At 66.4% G+C, this 14,510-nt stretch carries 14 protein-coding genes; 1 reads left to right on the forward strand and 13 read right to left on the reverse strand.

Translation table 11 applies throughout. The annotated features are described in order from the left end of the window. Window positions 1-35: 35 nt before the first annotated feature. Entirely contained in the window at window positions 36-707 is a 672-nt protein-coding gene (locus tag ACFQU1_RS10085; RefSeq protein ID WP_378131980.1) for a L,D-transpeptidase, read from the reverse strand. Between the two features lie 94 nt (window positions 708-801). Then, on the reverse strand, window positions 802-1,815 hold the full coding sequence (locus ACFQU1_RS10090; RefSeq protein WP_378131981.1) for a LysR family transcriptional regulator: 1,014 nt from the start codon (window positions 1,813-1,815) through the stop codon (window positions 802-804). A gap of 177 nt (window positions 1,816-1,992) precedes the next feature. Here ACFQU1_RS10090 and ACFQU1_RS10095 point away from each other — a divergent pair, with 177 nt between their 5' ends. Then, a complete protein-coding gene (locus tag ACFQU1_RS10095; RefSeq protein ID WP_378131983.1) occupies window positions 1,993-2,430 on the forward strand; it encodes a group III truncated hemoglobin in 438 nt (145 codons plus the stop codon). A gap of 43 nt (window positions 2,431-2,473) precedes the next feature. On the opposite strand, the gene ACFQU1_RS10100 is transcribed toward ACFQU1_RS10095, so the two are convergent. From ACFQU1_RS10100 to ACFQU1_RS10150, 11 genes are all read right to left on the reverse strand, one after another. Next, window positions 2,474-3,325, reverse strand: coding sequence for a sugar phosphate isomerase/epimerase family protein (locus ACFQU1_RS10100; RefSeq protein ID WP_378131986.1), 852 nt, complete (start codon window positions 3,323-3,325; stop codon window positions 2,474-2,476). A gap of 29 nt (window positions 3,326-3,354) precedes the next feature. Next, entirely contained in the window at window positions 3,355-4,833 is a 1,479-nt protein-coding gene (gene xylB / locus ACFQU1_RS10105; protein WP_378131988.1) for a xylulokinase, read from the reverse strand. Window positions 4,834-4,923: 90 nt separating this feature from the next. Further along, the gene (locus ACFQU1_RS10110) at window positions 4,924-6,012 is read right to left on the reverse strand and encodes an ABC transporter ATP-binding protein (RefSeq protein WP_378131990.1); all 1,089 of its coding nucleotides are present in this window, start codon (window positions 6,010-6,012) and stop codon (window positions 4,924-4,926) included. Further along, window positions 6,012-7,604 (reverse strand): FGGY-family carbohydrate kinase, encoded by a 1,593-nt coding sequence (locus ACFQU1_RS10115; RefSeq protein ID WP_378131992.1) that lies wholly within the window; start codon window positions 7,602-7,604, stop codon window positions 6,012-6,014. Before ACFQU1_RS10115 ends, ACFQU1_RS10110 begins: the two co-directional genes overlap by 1 nt. A 22-nt stretch (window positions 7,605-7,626) precedes the next feature. Next, complete coding sequence (locus tag ACFQU1_RS10120; RefSeq protein ID WP_378131994.1) at window positions 7,627-8,589, reverse strand: sugar-binding transcriptional regulator; 963 nt, start codon at window positions 8,587-8,589, stop codon at window positions 7,627-7,629. Between the two features lie 8 nt (window positions 8,590-8,597). After that, a complete protein-coding gene (locus ACFQU1_RS10125) occupies window positions 8,598-9,497 on the reverse strand; it encodes a sugar phosphate isomerase/epimerase family protein (protein WP_378131996.1) in 900 nt (299 codons plus the stop codon). A 23-nt stretch (window positions 9,498-9,520) separates the two neighbouring features. After that, window positions 9,521-10,339: a carbohydrate ABC transporter permease gene (locus ACFQU1_RS10130; protein WP_378131998.1), complete on the reverse strand. Its 819-nt coding sequence runs from the start codon at window positions 10,337-10,339 to the stop codon at window positions 9,521-9,523. After that, complete coding sequence (locus ACFQU1_RS10135) at window positions 10,339-11,241, reverse strand: carbohydrate ABC transporter permease (protein ID WP_378132000.1); 903 nt, start codon at window positions 11,239-11,241, stop codon at window positions 10,339-10,341. Before ACFQU1_RS10135 ends, ACFQU1_RS10130 begins: the two co-directional genes overlap by 1 nt. Before the next feature lie 31 nt (window positions 11,242-11,272). Then, entirely contained in the window at window positions 11,273-11,824 is a 552-nt protein-coding gene (locus tag ACFQU1_RS10140; protein ID WP_378132003.1) for an SIS domain-containing protein, read from the reverse strand. A 291-nt stretch (window positions 11,825-12,115) separates the two neighbouring features. Then, the gene (locus tag ACFQU1_RS10145) at window positions 12,116-13,459 is read right to left on the reverse strand and encodes an ABC transporter substrate-binding protein (RefSeq protein WP_378132005.1); all 1,344 of its coding nucleotides are present in this window, start codon (window positions 13,457-13,459) and stop codon (window positions 12,116-12,118) included. After that, window positions 13,456-14,502 carry a zinc-binding dehydrogenase gene (locus ACFQU1_RS10150; protein WP_378132007.1) on the reverse strand — a complete coding sequence of 349 codons (1,047 nt, stop codon included), beginning with the start codon at window positions 14,500-14,502 and terminating at the stop codon, window positions 13,456-13,458. Before ACFQU1_RS10150 ends, ACFQU1_RS10145 begins: the two co-directional genes overlap by 4 nt. Window positions 14,503-14,510: the final 8 nt, after the last annotated feature.

The following is a 14,510-nucleotide window of genomic DNA, read 5'->3' on the forward strand; positions in this document are numbered from 1 at the left end:
GATTCCCGCCCGCCAGAGGACCCGGAGCCGATTGCTCAGACCACGCTGGGCGACGCGGGCAGGACGACGACCCGGCTGCCGACCGGGACGCGGCGATAGAGGTCGATGATGTCCTGGTTGAGGAAGCGGACGCAGCCGGAGGACACCATCGTGCCGATCGTCCAGGGCTCGACGGTGCCGTGCAGGCGATAAAGGGTGTCCTGCCCGTTCCTGTAGAGATAGAGCGCCCGTGGGCCCAAGGGGTTGCCACTGCCGCCCGGCAAGCCGCCGGCATATTGTGCGTAGCGGTCCGGGTCGCGGCGGATCATGTCGCGGGTCGGTGTCCAGCGCGGCCATTGCGCCTTTCGTCCGACCGTGGCGGGCCCTTGAAAGTTGAAGGCCTCCTCCTTGCCCACGCCGACGCCGTAACGGATTGCGCGGCCTCGCTCCATCACGAGATAGGCATGCCGCGCGCCGGGATCGACGACCACAGTACCGGGCTGCTCCTGCGTATCGTAGGAAATCTCGCGCCGCCAGAAACGCGGGTCGACCTCCCTGAGGTCGATCGCGGGGACCGGAAATGGTTCATCGTCCAGTGCGGCATACATCCGCAGATAAGAGGGGTCGATGGCTGGAGCCTCCGGCTCCATCGCGCTGTTTCGTGGATGTGAAACACATCCCGCAAGCATGCTCGATCCCATCGCCAGTACGGCACGTCGCGTCACCATCGCTGTTCATCTTTCCGGAATACCCGACCTTCAGCTACTGCTGAGACGGCCATCTGTCGATCGGTTATGAGCTTATAGCGCCTATATCTGATGGTTATGATTCCATCGCCGCTACGCTGGCGAATGAATCCTGCGCCTCGGCCTGAGCGACCCTGCGCCCGTCGACCGACAAAAGATCGCGCCGCGGCGACGGCCGCTGCAGCGGATCAATGCCCTCCACAGCCCTGAGGCGTGGAACGACGAAGTCCGTGAATGCTCTCACCGCAGGGCGCATGAAGCGAACGGACGGAAAAGCCATGAAGATCTCATGTGACCTGACCTCATAGTCCGGAAGGATGCGTATCAGCTTGCCGGACTTTAGCTCGTCATCGACGAGGAGATGCTGGACCGGCCCGGCGACGCGGCCCGTCATGAGTGAGTTGACGATCACATTCGCATTATTCGTCCTGAGTATCGCGCGTAGGCGGACTTCAGCACCCTCATGGCCCCGCTGCAGAAGGAGCGTGTCGCGGGGCGACAAGACCGCCGCCGTCGTTACCATGTCGATCTCAGCGAGCCTCTCGAGGGTGTCGATCGGCCCATATTTGGCGAGAAACGCCGGCGATGCGACCAAAATCCGGCGAATGAGGCCCAGGCTTCGGATAATAAGGTCCTGCCCGTCGGGGCGGCCATATTTGATACCAAGGTCGAAGTTCTCATAGACGAGATCAACGACGCGGTCTTCAAGCACGAGATCGATCGAAATGGTCGGATGGCGGGCCTGGAACTCCATGGCGATTGGGTGAAGATGCTTGGCTCCGACGCATGTTGGCGCGTGAACCCGAAGCAGACCCTCGACCGTTCCCATATTGCGCCTGACGCCTTCCACGGCGGCATCGATGGAGGCGAGCGCGGGCTGGCTCGCCTCATAGAGCATCTGTCCGAGCGGCGTCGGCCTGACGATGCGTGCGGAACGTTCCACCAAACGCGCGCCGACGTGAGCTTCCAGATTGCGCAGATGCTTGGTCACGGCTGGCTGGGACACGCCCAGATCTTTGGCCGCGGCGGTCACCGAACCGCGCTCGACGGTGCGGACGAAGGCCCTGAGGGCAAGCGCTAGATCCATCATGTCATCTCGGTTATGACCAGTGTCGGACTATAACCAAGCGCGCTGGTTCATCCAGCTCCTTTGACGGAACTATCGCGATCTTGAAAAAGTCCATCAGTGCACCTTCTGTTGGCGAGATGCAGATCAGACGGAATTGAGAACAGATCGATGAAGGGACGCTCCGCGCCGGAACGCAGGATGATCGTTGCAGGCAAGCCGCTTCCGGATGCGCTCGACGAAGCGATGGTGCATGCCGTCGTGCATGGCTTCTATGAAGAAATCCGGCATGACGACTTGCTCGGGCCGATCTTCAACGGCGCCATCGCACCGGACGCATGGCCGAACCACCTGGCAAAGATGTGCGCCTTCTGGTCCTCGACGCTGCTGCGCACGGACCGGTATGAGGGCCGGCCCCTGTCGCCTCATTTGGCGATCCCCGGTCTCGACGAGAGGCACTTTCGGCGCTGGCTGACGCTCTTTCGGAAAACAGTCGATCGCCTGTGCCCTCCCGAGGTGGCCGAGCTCTTCATGGATCGGGCGTTGCGGATCGCCCATTCCTTCCGGCTCTCCATCGCCTTGCATCGCGGCGAGGACACGCTGCAGGTCCGGCCCATTCTCTGGGACAGCTTGCGGTGAAGGGGGCACGGACGCCTGATCGGCCGGCAGCACCCCGAAACCGTCAGAAGCTCAGCCCGTGCTCGCGGGCCTTCGCCTTCAGGAAAGGCACGCCCTCGCGCAACACCTCTTCGGCATCCTTGGCCACCGGCCGCCAAACGGAAAGTGCGGCGGCGAGCGAGGGCGGCATGGTGACGAAGGATTCGATGACGAGATCGCCATCGAAACTCACGGTTTTCAGTCCGCGGAAGACGTCATCCCAGTCGATCGTGCCCGTGCCGGGGACGCCGCGGTCGCTCTCCGAGAGATGCACATAGGCGCATTGGCCTTGCGCCGCCTTCAGGCCGTTCGCGTAGCCCTTTTCTTCGATATTCATGTGGTAGGTGTCGAGATGGATGGTGAGATTGGGCTCGCCGATCCGCTCGAGCAGCATCACGCCTTGCGCGGCGGTGTTGAGGAGATGGGTTTCATAGCGGTTGCAGGGTTCGAGCCCGAGCGTGATGCCGAGATCGGCCGCGCGCCGCGCGACCGGCTTCAATGCCGCGACGATGCCATCGTATTCCGCTTCGGTCGGCGGCTTTCCGCTGTGATAGCCGAGCGTCGAGAAGATGACGCCGCCGAGATAGGTGGCGCCGAGCGCGTGGCTGACCTTGAGCACACGCGTGAGAAATTCCTCGGCCTTCTTCGGCTGGAGAGGGGCGCCGACGTCCGGCGGCAGGCCGAGCGAGCAGGTCGGGCTCACCCCATGGGCGGCAAAGAGCGCCGCGGAATGGGCGGCGTCCACCCCGTCCGGATCGAGCAGCGGGATTTCGATTACGCTGAGGCCGTGCCGGGCAGCATCGGGCACGATCTTTTCCGCGGCCTCGCGGCTCCAGTGCGGGGCCCATAGGCTGGCGTGCATGCCGAAACGGATCATCGGGGCATCCTTTCCTGGAACAGGCTCGTCTAGACGTGGCGCAAGGGCCGGTAGAACTCCCGAAAGCGGCCGCGGCGGGCTTGCAGCGTTCCGGCCTTCGTCTCGTCCGGCACGAAACGGCGGCGCAGCGCCGGGCGCGTGCAGACCGCGGCCGTGGTGCCTACGCCCGCCGCGAGCATGCCGAGCCGCGCCGCGCCGAAGGCGGCCCCCACCTCCGCGCCGTCCGGCAGATCGAGGGTGACGCCGAGCACGTCCGCGATGAGGCTGTTCCAGAAGGCGCTGCGCGAACCGCCGCCGACGAGGGTTAGCGCATTCGGCGCGGCACCCGCATCGACCAGCACATCGAGACAATCAGCGAGCGCGAAGGCGACACCTTCGAGCACCGCATAGGTCATCGCCGGCCGGCCGTGCTCAGCGCGTAGATTGGCGAAGGTGGCGGTCGCGTCGGGGTCGTTGTGCGGCGTACGCTCGCCGGTGAGATAGGGCAGGAAGATGGGCGCCGTCTCGCGCTGGGCGGCATCGCTGGCGAAAGCCTCCGCCTCGGCGATCAGGCCGCCGATGTCATGCGCATGGCCGGCAAAAGCGGCGAGCCATTGCAGGGCGGCCGCCGCGGAGAGGACGACGGCCATGCCGTGCCAGCGCTCGGGCAGGGCGTGGCAGAAGGCGTGCAGCGTCCGCTCCGGTAGCGTGACGAGCCGATCGGTGGTGGCAAAGAGCACGCCGGAAGTGCCGAGGGACAGGAAGCCTTCGCCCGCATTCACCGCGCCGATGCCGACCGCCGACGAGGCATTGTCGCCGCCGCCGCCGGCGATCGGAATGCGCCGCCCGGCGAGCCCCCAGGACGTGGCGAGATCGGCTGCGAGCATCGCCGATACGTCCGAGCCTTCGACGAGGTCGGGCATCTGCGCGCGGCGCATCCCGCAGGCGGCGAGGAGATCGTCGTCCCAGATCCGGCGGCCGATGTCCATCCAGAGCGTGCCGGCCGAGTCCGACATGTCCGAGACGAAGGCACCCGAGAGCCGCCAGCGCACGACGTCCTTGGGCAGGAGCACCTTGGCGGTCGCCGCGAAAACCTCCGACTCGTGGCGCGCCACCCAGAGAAGCTTAGGGGCGGTGAAACCCGTCATGGCGATATTGGACGAGCGGCGCGTGAAGTCCGGCACGCGCGCTGTCAGCTCCGCGCATTCGGCGCCGCAGCGGCCATCGTTCCAGAGAATGGCCGGCCTCAGCACCCGCCCATCGGCGCCCAGGAGCGTTGCGCTGTGCTGCTGGCCGGAAAGGCCGATGCTGCAAAGCCCCGCGAAAGCCTCGGGCGCCTTGGCGCGCACGGTTTCGACGGCAGAGAGGGTAGCGCGCCACCAGTCCTCGGGATCCTGCTCCGACCAGAGCGGGCGCGGCCGCGAGACCGGAACCGGCATGGAGCCCTCGGCGACGAGGCGCTGGTCGCGGTCGACGAGGATCGCCTTGACGGAGGAGGTGCCGACGTCGATGCCGAGAAAGCTGTCCATGGCGGGCCTTGGGCGTTTCAGTGAGATGCCGCTCGTCTCAAGAGATTTCGGGTTTCGGCCGATGACGAAAGATGCCCGTCGCGGGTGCCACTAGAGGGCTTGGCCCTTCTCGTCGAAGAGATAGATGTGGCGGGGATCGATGCCGAGCGGCAGGGCCTCGCCGCGGGTCACCGTGGGCCGGCCGGATGTCACGACTGTCACCGTCTCGTCGCGGTCGTCCGCCACGGCATAGATCTGCGTGGCGCCGCCCAGATTTTCGGCGAAATCGGCCGTGAGCGTGAGAGTAGGCGTAGCCGGTCGCAGTTCGAGATGCTCTGGCCGCAAGCCCACTGTGACCGGCTCGCCGGTGCGCGCGCCGCCCTCGTGGCGCATCTCCGCGACGAGGGTTCCGCCGGCGAAGGCGGAATGGGCGAGGGTGACGCGGCGGTCTTCGACCGAGGATACGGTCGCCTTCAGAAAATTCATCTTCGGCGAGCCGATGAAGCCGGCGACGAAGATATTGGCGGGGCGGTCGTAGAGTTCCGTCGGCGCGCCGATCTGCTCGACCTCGCCGGCCCGCAGCACGACGATGCGATCGGCAAGCGTCATCGCCTCGATCTGGTCGTGGGTGACATAGACCATGGTCGCGCCGAGATCACGATGCAGGCGGGCGATCTCGACCCGCATCTGGGTGCGCAGCTCCGCGTCGAGATTCGACAGGGGCTCGTCGAACAGGAACAGCCGGGGGTTGCGGACGAGCGCCCGGCCGATCGCGACGCGCTGGCGCTGCCCGCCGGAGAGCTGGCGCGGCTTCCTCGCGAGAAGCGGCTCGATCTGCAGGATGCGGGCGACCTCGCGCACGCGGCGGTCGATCTCCGCGGCCGGCGTCTTCACCATCTTCAGGCCGAAGGCCATGTTCTCGAAGACGCTCATATGCGGGTAGAGCGCGTAGGACTGGAAGACCATGGCGACCTGCCGGTGGGCCGGTTCCACATGCGTCACCACCTTGCCGTCGATCGCCACATCGCCGTCGGAAATGTCCTCGAGGCCGGCGATCATGCGCAGCAGCGTCGACTTTCCGCAGCCCGAGGGACCCACGAAGACGACGAACTCGCCGCGCTCGGCGGACAGGCTGACGCCGTTGATCACGGTCGCGTCGCCGAACCGCTTGACGACATTGTCGAGACGCAGAAAGGACATCAGTTGGCTCCAACCTCTTCCAGTCGTGCGATCCGCATGGCTTCGATCTCGTTACGGATGGCAAAGAGCTTGCGATAAATCTGGTAGGCGTCGTCATGTGCCTGGGCCCAGGCGGGATCGGCGTGCTCGACCCGCTCGTCGGGTGCCATGGCGGCAAGCGCGGCGAAGAGATCTGGCTCGAGCCCGGCTGCAACCGCGGCCACCATCGCCGTGCCGCGCAGCACCGGTTCGGGCGCATCGCTGACGACGAGGGCGACGCCGCTGGCGTCGCGATAGAGCCTGCGCAGGAGCGGATTGTGCAGATGCCCGCCGGCGAGCGCGAGGCGGTCGATGGCAAAGCCGTGCCCGTTGAAATGCTCGATGATGTGGCGCGTCTGCAGGGCGAGCGCGCGGGCGGCGGCATAATAAGCTTCGAGGAAGGAGCGGCGGCTCGTCTCCTCGCCGATGCCGGTGAGCAGCGCGCGCACGCGCCCGTCGCCGAGCGGCGCGCGATTGCCCAGCCAATCGGGTACGACGTGACGGCGGGCGCCGAAGGCGGGCCCTTCCTGGTCGAGGATGGCGAGAATGGCCGTGGCGGTTTCGGCGTGACGCTCGGCCGAGGGCGGGCCGGGGCTCGCCGGATGGTGAGCCAAAACCGCATCGAGCGCCGCGCCGGAAACGCTCTGCCCTGCCTCGTGCATCCAGTAGCCGGCAAAGACGGCATCCTTGAACGGCCCCCAAATGCCGGGAATATGCCGCTCGTCGGAAGCGAAGGGCATATAGCAGGTGGAGGTGCCGCCGATCATCGGCAGGCGCTGGTTCATCTCGGCCTGGAAGTTGCGGCCGAGCACGCCGAGCGCGCCCGCTTCCGCGTCGATCAGGCCGATGGCGACGGGAATGCCCGCAGGCACGCCGAGCGCCGTGGCTCCGGCCTCCGACACTGGCCCGTGCACCTCGCCGACGCGGCCCGGCCGTTCCCGCAGGCGGCCGAGCGCGGTGAGCCCCTCGAGACCAAGCGTGCCGAGAAGATCCTCGCACCAGGGCTCGGCGGCATTCGGCAGATAGGGCCATTTGCAGGCGAGACCGCACACCGAATGCCGGTCGATGCCGGTGGCGCGGCGGGCGAGCTCGTCGCAGAGATCACGCGCTCCGGTGAGCCGCGCGAAGGCGGAGGGCCGATGCCGTTTGAGCCACAGCAGCTTCGGCAGGTTCATCTCGGGCGAGACGGCGCCGCCGACATGTCTCAGGAAGTGGTGAGCGGTTGCGTCGATCTCCGCCGCCTCGGCCTCGCCGCGATGATCCATCCAGGCGATGACGTCGCCGCCGCCGTCGAGCGGCGGCTCACCTTCCGCCTGAAGATAGAGCGAGGAGGTCGCGTCGAAAGCGATGGCGGCCACGCTCGCGCGCGCCTGCGGCGCTTTGCCGAGACAGGCGGTCGCGGCCTGGCTCACGGCCGCCCAGATCTCGTCCATGCGATAGGTGGCATGGTGCTCGGCCGGGCGCATGAGCGTGATCGGCGCGGCGGCGGTCGCCAAAAGCGCGCCCGCGGCATCGAACAGCCCGGCCCGGGCGGACAGGGTGCCGACGTCGATCGCCAGAAGATGTGTCGTCACATCCATGCTCCCTTCCGGCCCGTCACAGGATCGCCTCGGCGCAGGCTTCATCCGTGACGAGGTATTTGACATAGCCCGCCGTCAGGATCGCCTTGACGATCGCCCGCTTGTGCAGCCCGCCGGACGCAAGAATGGCCTTCGGGATCGTCTTCAGATCGCCGAGCGGCAACGCCATCACGCGCTCGTTGAGAGGATGATCCACGGGCCGGCCTTCGGCATCGAGGAAGACGCCGAGGATATCGCCGACGGCATTCGCCGCCCGCAGATCGTCGAGGCTCTCCGCGACCACATGCGTGGTGGCCAGAAGCGAGCGGTTGGAAAGGTCGCCGCAGGAAACGAGCGCCACCTGTGCGAGCCGCGCACGGCGCAGCGCCTCCGCCAGGCCGTGATGGGTCAGGAGCACCTCGCGGCTCTCGGGGGTCGGCACATAGATGGGCGCGGCGAGATAATAGCATTCCGCGCCGAGCACGCGCGCAAAGGCGGTCGAGACTTCGAATGTATTGGTGCCCGAGCCGCGGGTGAGGCCGCCCATCAGTGTCGCCACCCAGCCGTTGGAAAGGCGACGCGGCGTCACGCGGCGCGTGGCGGCCGAGAGCGTCGTGCCCCAGCCCACGCCGAAGGCTTCGCCGTCGGTGAGGAGGGTATCGAGCATGGCCCCCGCCGCCTCGCCGATAAGGCGCTGCTGCTCGGCGGGATCGTCGACCGAAGGTACCACGCGGGCACCGGCGAGCCCGAAGCGCGTCTTGAGGTCTTCCTCCAATGCGACGCAGCGGGCGAGCGGCATCAGGATCTCAACGCGCACCGACCCGTCGGTGCGCACCTGGCCGATGATGCGGTTGACGCGCAGCCGGGTGATCGACAGCTTTTCAGCGATCTCCTGCTGGGTGAGACCGCCGATATAGTAGTACCAGGCGACGCGCGCCCGCTCGTGGTCGGCCTCGACCGCCACCTCCTCGCCATTCTCGTCAGCCAGGCGCCGCGCCATTTCGCGCCTCACGCAAAGGCCGGCGCGATGCGCTGCACCGAGGCGCGCACGGCCGCAAGCACCGAGGCGTCGTCGCGCTCGAAGGGATAGAAGACCTCGAGGAAGACGGGCCTGTCGCCGAGCCCACTTCTCGCGATGAGCTCCGCCGCCGCGCCGGGATCGACCGCGCCGCGCTCGGTGAAGTCCCAATGCCGGTCGTATTGATAGTCCGTCTGCTGCAGATGGATCATGCCGGTCTCGGCGCGAAGCGCCGTGAACCAGGGTTCCATGCTCGCCCGCCCGCGCCCATAGAGCGGCTCGAAGGTGCCATGGCCCCAGTCGAGGCAATATTTCCAGGGCAGCGCCGCGCCCGCCACGTCGACGGCCATGCGTTTGGCCTGATCGACGGTCCAGGGCCATTCGCGGGTGAGCGGTGTCGGCTCCACATAGAGTTCCGTGAGCCCTTCGGCCTTCGCCGCCGCCGCCAGGCGGTGCATGCGGGCGATGAGATCGCGGTAGTCCGCATCCGGGATCGCATCGGCCGCGCTGCCATCCGGCCGCGCCGCGATCGCGCCGAGCGGCCCGCCGACCGCCGGAATGCCGGCAAGCGCGGCAAAGCGGTAGGCGCGCAAGAGCCATGCCTCGCCCAAGTCGCGCACCCGCGGATCGGGATGCAGCAGCTGGTTGAAGGTGTAATGCGCAAGCCCGATGAAGGCGCTGTGGATGGTCAGATCGTAGCGCGCGGCGGCCGCTTTGGTATCCGAGGCGATCTCCGCCAGGAGGTCGTCCGGCCAGGTCGGATCGACGAGATCGAAGGAGAGCTGCACGAGGCCGAGGCCGAGCTCCTCGCGCACGATGCGCGCCCAGGCATCGGGCGTCACCCAGCGCTTGACGCAGAACGAGAGATTGATCCCGAGGGGTATGGCCATCCCGTTCCGTCCCTCCGTCATGGCTATTTCGTGGCGCCCATGGTCAGCCCGCGCACCATGTGGCGCGAGACGACCAGGGCGAAGATGATCACCGGCAGCACAATCACCGTGCCGGTGGCCATGATCTTGCCCCAGGGCAGCTCGTAGCCCGACATGAAGCTCGTCGCCACCACCGGGGCGGTCTGCGCCGCCCGGCGCGTCAGGACGAGGGCATAGAGCAACTCGTTCCAGGAGAAGATGAAGGAGAAGATCGCCGACACGGCGATGCCGGGCACCCCGAGCGGCACATAGATCTTGCGGAAGATGATGAACTGGTTCGCGCCTTCGAGCCGGGCGGCCTGTTCGAGGTCGGCGGGGATCGAGCGGAACTGATCCGTCGTGATCCACACGACGATCGGCAGGTTGAAGGTGAGATAGATCAGGATGAGAACGAGATGCGTGTCGAGCAGGTCGAGATTGCGGGCGAGCAGATAGATGGGCAGTGCGAGCACGATCGGGCTGATCATGCGGTTCGAGATGAACCAGAACCAGAGATCCGACTTGCCGCGGAATTCGAAGCGCGCGAGCGCATAGGCGGCGGGCACGCCGAGGAGGACGGCGAGCGCGGTGGTGGCCGTCGCCACGATCAGTGAATTCAGAATGGCATTGGGGATGCTGTTGTCGCCCAGAACCGCCACATAGTGATCGAGCGTCGGGCGGAAGAACCAGACCGGCGGCGAGGCGAGCAGATCGCTCTGATCCTTCAGGCTGGACGATACCATCCAGTAGAAGGGAAAGAGCGTGAAGGCGAGCACGAGCAGAAGGCCGAGCGCGTGCAGGACCCGGGCGAGCGGCGTCGTCATCACTCGATCTCCTTGTAGAAGATGCGGATGTAGAGGCGGCTCAGCAGGATCGCCAGGATGAGCATGAGGATCGCCTGGGCGGAGGCGGTGCCCATGTCGAAGACGCGGAAGCCGACGCGCTGCACATAAACGGAGATGAGGTCCGTCGCCGAGCCTGGGCCGCCGCGCGTCATCACGAAGACCATGTCGAAGAGCTTGAGCACGTCGGCCGAGCGCAGGATCAGGATGGCGGTGAGGCCGGGCAGCAGATAGGGCAGCTGCACGTGGCGCAGCAGTGCGAGCTTGGACGGTGTTTCGAGCCGCGCCGCTTCCTCGATCTCGACAGGCACCATCGAAAGGCCGGCGAGAAAGATGAGCGCGCAGAACGGCGTCCATTGCCAGATGTCCATCACGGCGATCGCGATGAAGGCGCCGGTCGGCGAGCCCAGCCAATCGAAGCCGCCGATCCCGAGGGTGTTGAGGAACTGGTTGGCGACGCCGAAATTCGTGTTGAAGATCAGCCGTCCGATGAGACCGACGACCGCATAGGTCGTGGCGAGCGGCACGACCAGCGACACGCGCGCGAGCGCCCGTAGAAAGCCGAGCCCCGGCCGGTGCAGCAAGAGCGCGATGGCGATGCCGAAGACGAGCTGGAAGGGTAGAACCGTCAGAAAGAAGCGGCCGGTGAGCAGGAGCGAATCCCAGAAGGTCGTGTCGCCCAGGACATTGACGTAGTTGTCGAAGCCGATGAAGGGAAAGCCCTCGCGCGGTCGGGCGATATTGTAGCGCCGGAACGAGGTGATGAGCGCAAAGAGCGTCGGATAGATGCCGATGGCGAGAAGCGCGAAGACGGACGGCGCCAGAAACCAGAACGGCGTCCAGCGGCCATAGCCTCGGTTCGGTCTTGCGATCTTGGCGCTCACCATGATCTCCGGGTGATGTTCACCTGGCGGCCTATTCCAGATTGGTGTGATTGGCGCGCATGGCCTCGGCGCTCACGCCGAGCTTGTCACGCAGCTTGAGGATCATCACCTCGAAGAGCACGAACTGCGCGCCCTCGTAGAGGGAGCCCATGGGCAGAACCGAGGTCGCCGGGCCGCTGTCGTCAGCCATGGTCTGCGCCGGGAGAACGAGCACGTGCTCGGCGCGCGCTGCCGCCTCGCCATCCGGCTGGGCGGTGACGACGAGCGTCTCGGCCCCGGCTTGGCGGGCGACGCCCATGAGGCCGAGCACGGTGGAGAAGGCGCCGGGTCCGGCCGAGACGACGAGGAGGTCGCCGCGGCCGATGGGCGGGGTCGTCATGTCGCCGACCACCGCGGCCTTGAGGCCGAGATGGAAAAGGCGCATGGCGAAGCCCTTCATCTGCAGGCCTTCTCGGCCGACGCCGTAAAGCGCGATGCGATTTGCCCGGGCGATGACGTCGACGGCCGCGTCGACGGCCGCCTCGTCCATGCGCTCGAACACCCGGCCGAGGTCGGCCAGGGCGCGCTGGTAGATATCGGACATGGGCACCTCCCTGACGGCTCTTAGGGTCAATCGACGTTCACCTGATCGGCGGTTGCAACGGCAGCTCATCCTCCCCTTGAGCGGGAGGGTCATAGCATGTGGTGGCGGACGTCGTTACCTCGCCCCGCTTGCGGGGAGAGGTCGGCCGCGAAAGCGGCCGGGTGAGGGGGATTTCTCCGACACGGCATCGGGCCCCTCACCCTGTCCCTCTCCCCGCACACGGGGAGAGGGGACGACAGTCCGCATATGCGATTGCCTTCCTCAAGGGAGAGGTGGGCGGTCGCGCTCAGCTTACTGCAACAGCTTCTTCTTGCCGTCGTAATAGCCTTCCTTTTGCAGGACGGCTTCCATGCGCGTGCCGATCTCCTTCGAGCCGTCGGCGACCGAGACTTCGCCGAGCATCATCTTGGTGCCCCATTCGGCGATGATCTCGGAAATCGCCGGCCAGGCGGGGAAGCGCGGACGGAACTCCGGCACGCCCTTCTGCCAGGAGGCGACCATCGGCTCGACGAACTTGTACTTCGCCTTGATCTCGGGGTCGTTATAGACGGCCATGCGACCGGAGACGCCGCCCGCCTCCACATAGGGTTTGGCGATCTCTTCCGAAGTTGCCCATTGGATGAAGAGCCAGGCCGCCTTCTTCTCCTCGTCCGAGGCCTGGGAGGCGACGGCGAGCGAGAAGCCGCCGAGCGCCGGCAAGCGGCCGGCGGGACCGGCGGGCTCCGGCGCAACGCCGAGGCAGTCGCCGAGCTTCGAGGTCGCCGGATCGGTCAGCGTGCCGTAGAAGGCCGACCACTCGGTGATCATCGCCACCTGGCCCTGCGCCAGGGCGTTGACCGCCTCGGCGTGATCGTAGCTCACGATGCCGGGCGGCATGTATTTCATCAGCTCCTGGCGGAAATTGAGGCCCGCCTGGCTTTCCGTGCTCATGAGATTGGACTTGAACTCCTTCGTCAGCAGCGAGCCGCCGAAAGGCCAGAGCACGCGCATGAAGCTGTCGGCGGACTGCGTCTCGCCGCGCCGCGATTGCAGCGCGAAGCCATATTCCTTCTTGTCGGCATTGGTGAGCTTCGGCGCATAGGTTTTCAGAAGCTCGTCCCAAGTCTCGGGGGGCTTGTCGAAGCCGGCCTCCTTGAGCTTGCAGGAATTATAGAAGAGGAGGCCCGAGTAATTGTCGAAGGGCAGGCCATAGACGGTGCCGCCCCAGGAGCCGAAGGCGTCGAGCAGGAGCGGGAAGAAGCCCTTGAGATTGAGATTGGGGTCGGTGATCGACGGGTCCTTGGCGAAATTGTCGATCGGCTCGATCCAGCCGTTTTCCGCAAATTCGCCGATCCAGACGAGGTCGACGAGGGCGAGCGTGAGATCGCCGCCGGAGGTGAAGTTCAAGACCTCCTTCTCGCGCGTGTTCTCATAGGGCACGATCTCGTAATTGACCTTGATGCCGGTCTTCTTCTCGAATTCCGGCAGGAGCTTGATGATCGCGCGATAGCCCGGCCGGTCGAGGAAGACCGCCCGGATCTCCGTGCCCTTGAGCGGCTCGGCCGCCGTCTCCAGCCAGTCGGCCTTGGCGGTCAGCGTGCCGGCACCGGTGATGAGTGCGGCGGCGCTCAATGTCGCCAGCAATAACCGTTTCATTCTTGTCCTCCCTTTGCTGGTTTGCCTTGTGGATAGATCAGCGTCTTGATCACGCCCGGCGCGTTCTCGGCATGGCGCCGGAAGGCGTCGGGCGCCTCGTCCAGGCCGACTTCGTCCGTCACCAGGGTGGTGACGTCGACCTTGGCTTCGGCCACGAGTTCGATGGCGCGCGGATAAACCTCCCCCATCCGGCGGGCGAATTTGATCTTCAGGCCGCGCCGCCGCGCCTCGGCAGCAGGCAGCGTATAGGTGTCGCCGTCGGGGATGCCGACGAGCACGATGCGCCCGCCGATCTTGGCGGCGAGAACCGCATCGCGGAAGCCGTCCGGCGAATTGGTCGCCTCGATCACCAGCGGGCAACCCTCCCGCTCGGTCCAGGCGCGAATGTCCTGCACGGAGACGCCGACCCGGTCGGCGCCGAGGCGCGCTGCCATGGCGCGGCGATGCTCCTGGGGATCGACCGCCAGAATTTCGCCGGCGCCTGCGGCCTTCAGCACCTGCAGGATGAGCAGGCCGATCGGCCCGCAGCCGACGAGCGCTACCCGCTCGAGCAGCCGGGGCTTGGCGAGATCGACCGCATGGATCGCCACCCCCAAGGGCTCGAGCATCACCGCCTCGAGCGGGGAGAAGCTCTGCGGCACCGGCACGACCTGCGAAACCGGCACGAAGATCTGCTCGGTCATGGCCCCATCATAGGGCGGGGCGCCGATGAAGACGACATTCGGGCAGAGATTGGGGTGGCCGCGCTCGCAAAATTCGCAATGGCCGCAGGCCTTGTTGGGATCGACTGCAACAAGGCCGCCGCGCTTCAAGCCGAGCGGCTCGACATCCTCGCAGAGATAGCCCGCGAATTCGTGCCCCGGCACGAAGGGCGCCTGAATGAGGGCGGAGCCGATGCCGCCGTCCTTGTAATAGTGCAGATCCGAGCCGCAGAGGCCGACGGCGACGACATCCAGGAGCACCGTGTCCGGGCCGCCCTCCCGCAGATTAAACGGCGCGAGGCGCGCATCGTGGGGGCCGTGAATGAAGAGGGCGCGGCTCATGAAGGACG

Origin of the sequence: Chelatococcus sp. GCM10030263, assembly GCF_042666455.1 — a bacterium.
GTDB lineage: Bacteria > Pseudomonadota > Alphaproteobacteria > Rhizobiales > Beijerinckiaceae > Chelatococcus.

What these genes read in the sequence shown, in the direction of transcription:
- ACFQU1_RS10095 (WP_378131983.1), top strand. Translation starts at nt 1,993, where the DNA reads ATGATCGTTGCAGGCAAGCCGCTTCCGGATGCGCTCGACGAAGCGATG.
- ACFQU1_RS10090 (WP_378131981.1), bottom strand. Translation starts at nt 1,815, where the DNA reads ATGATGGATCTAGCGCTTGCCCTCAGGGCCTTCGTCCGCACCGTCGAG.
- ACFQU1_RS10140 (WP_378132003.1), bottom strand. Translation starts at nt 11,824, where the DNA reads ATGTCCGATATCTACCAGCGCGCCCTGGCCGACCTCGGCCGGGTGTTC.
- xylB (WP_378131988.1), bottom strand. Translation starts at nt 4,833, where the DNA reads ATGGACAGCTTTCTCGGCATCGACGTCGGCACCTCCTCCGTCAAGGCG.
- ACFQU1_RS10120 (WP_378131994.1), bottom strand. Translation starts at nt 8,589, where the DNA reads ATGGCGCGGCGCCTGGCTGACGAGAATGGCGAGGAGGTGGCGGTCGAG.
- ACFQU1_RS10130 (WP_378131998.1), bottom strand. Translation starts at nt 10,339, where the DNA reads ATGACGACGCCGCTCGCCCGGGTCCTGCACGCGCTCGGCCTTCTGCTC.
- ACFQU1_RS10145 (WP_378132005.1), bottom strand. Translation starts at nt 13,459, where the DNA reads ATGAAACGGTTATTGCTGGCGACATTGAGCGCCGCCGCACTCATCACC.
- ACFQU1_RS10085 (WP_378131980.1), bottom strand. Translation starts at nt 707, where the DNA reads ATGGTGACGCGACGTGCCGTACTGGCGATGGGATCGAGCATGCTTGCG.
- ACFQU1_RS10100 (WP_378131986.1), bottom strand. Translation starts at nt 3,325, where the DNA reads ATGATCCGTTTCGGCATGCACGCCAGCCTATGGGCCCCGCACTGGAGC.
- ACFQU1_RS10125 (WP_378131996.1), bottom strand. Translation starts at nt 9,497, where the DNA reads ATGGCCATACCCCTCGGGATCAATCTCTCGTTCTGCGTCAAGCGCTGG.
- ACFQU1_RS10110 (WP_378131990.1), bottom strand. Translation starts at nt 6,012, where the DNA reads ATGTCCTTTCTGCGTCTCGACAATGTCGTCAAGCGGTTCGGCGACGCG.
- ACFQU1_RS10150 (WP_378132007.1), bottom strand. Translation starts at nt 14,502, where the DNA reads ATGAGCCGCGCCCTCTTCATTCACGGCCCCCACGATGCGCGCCTCGCG.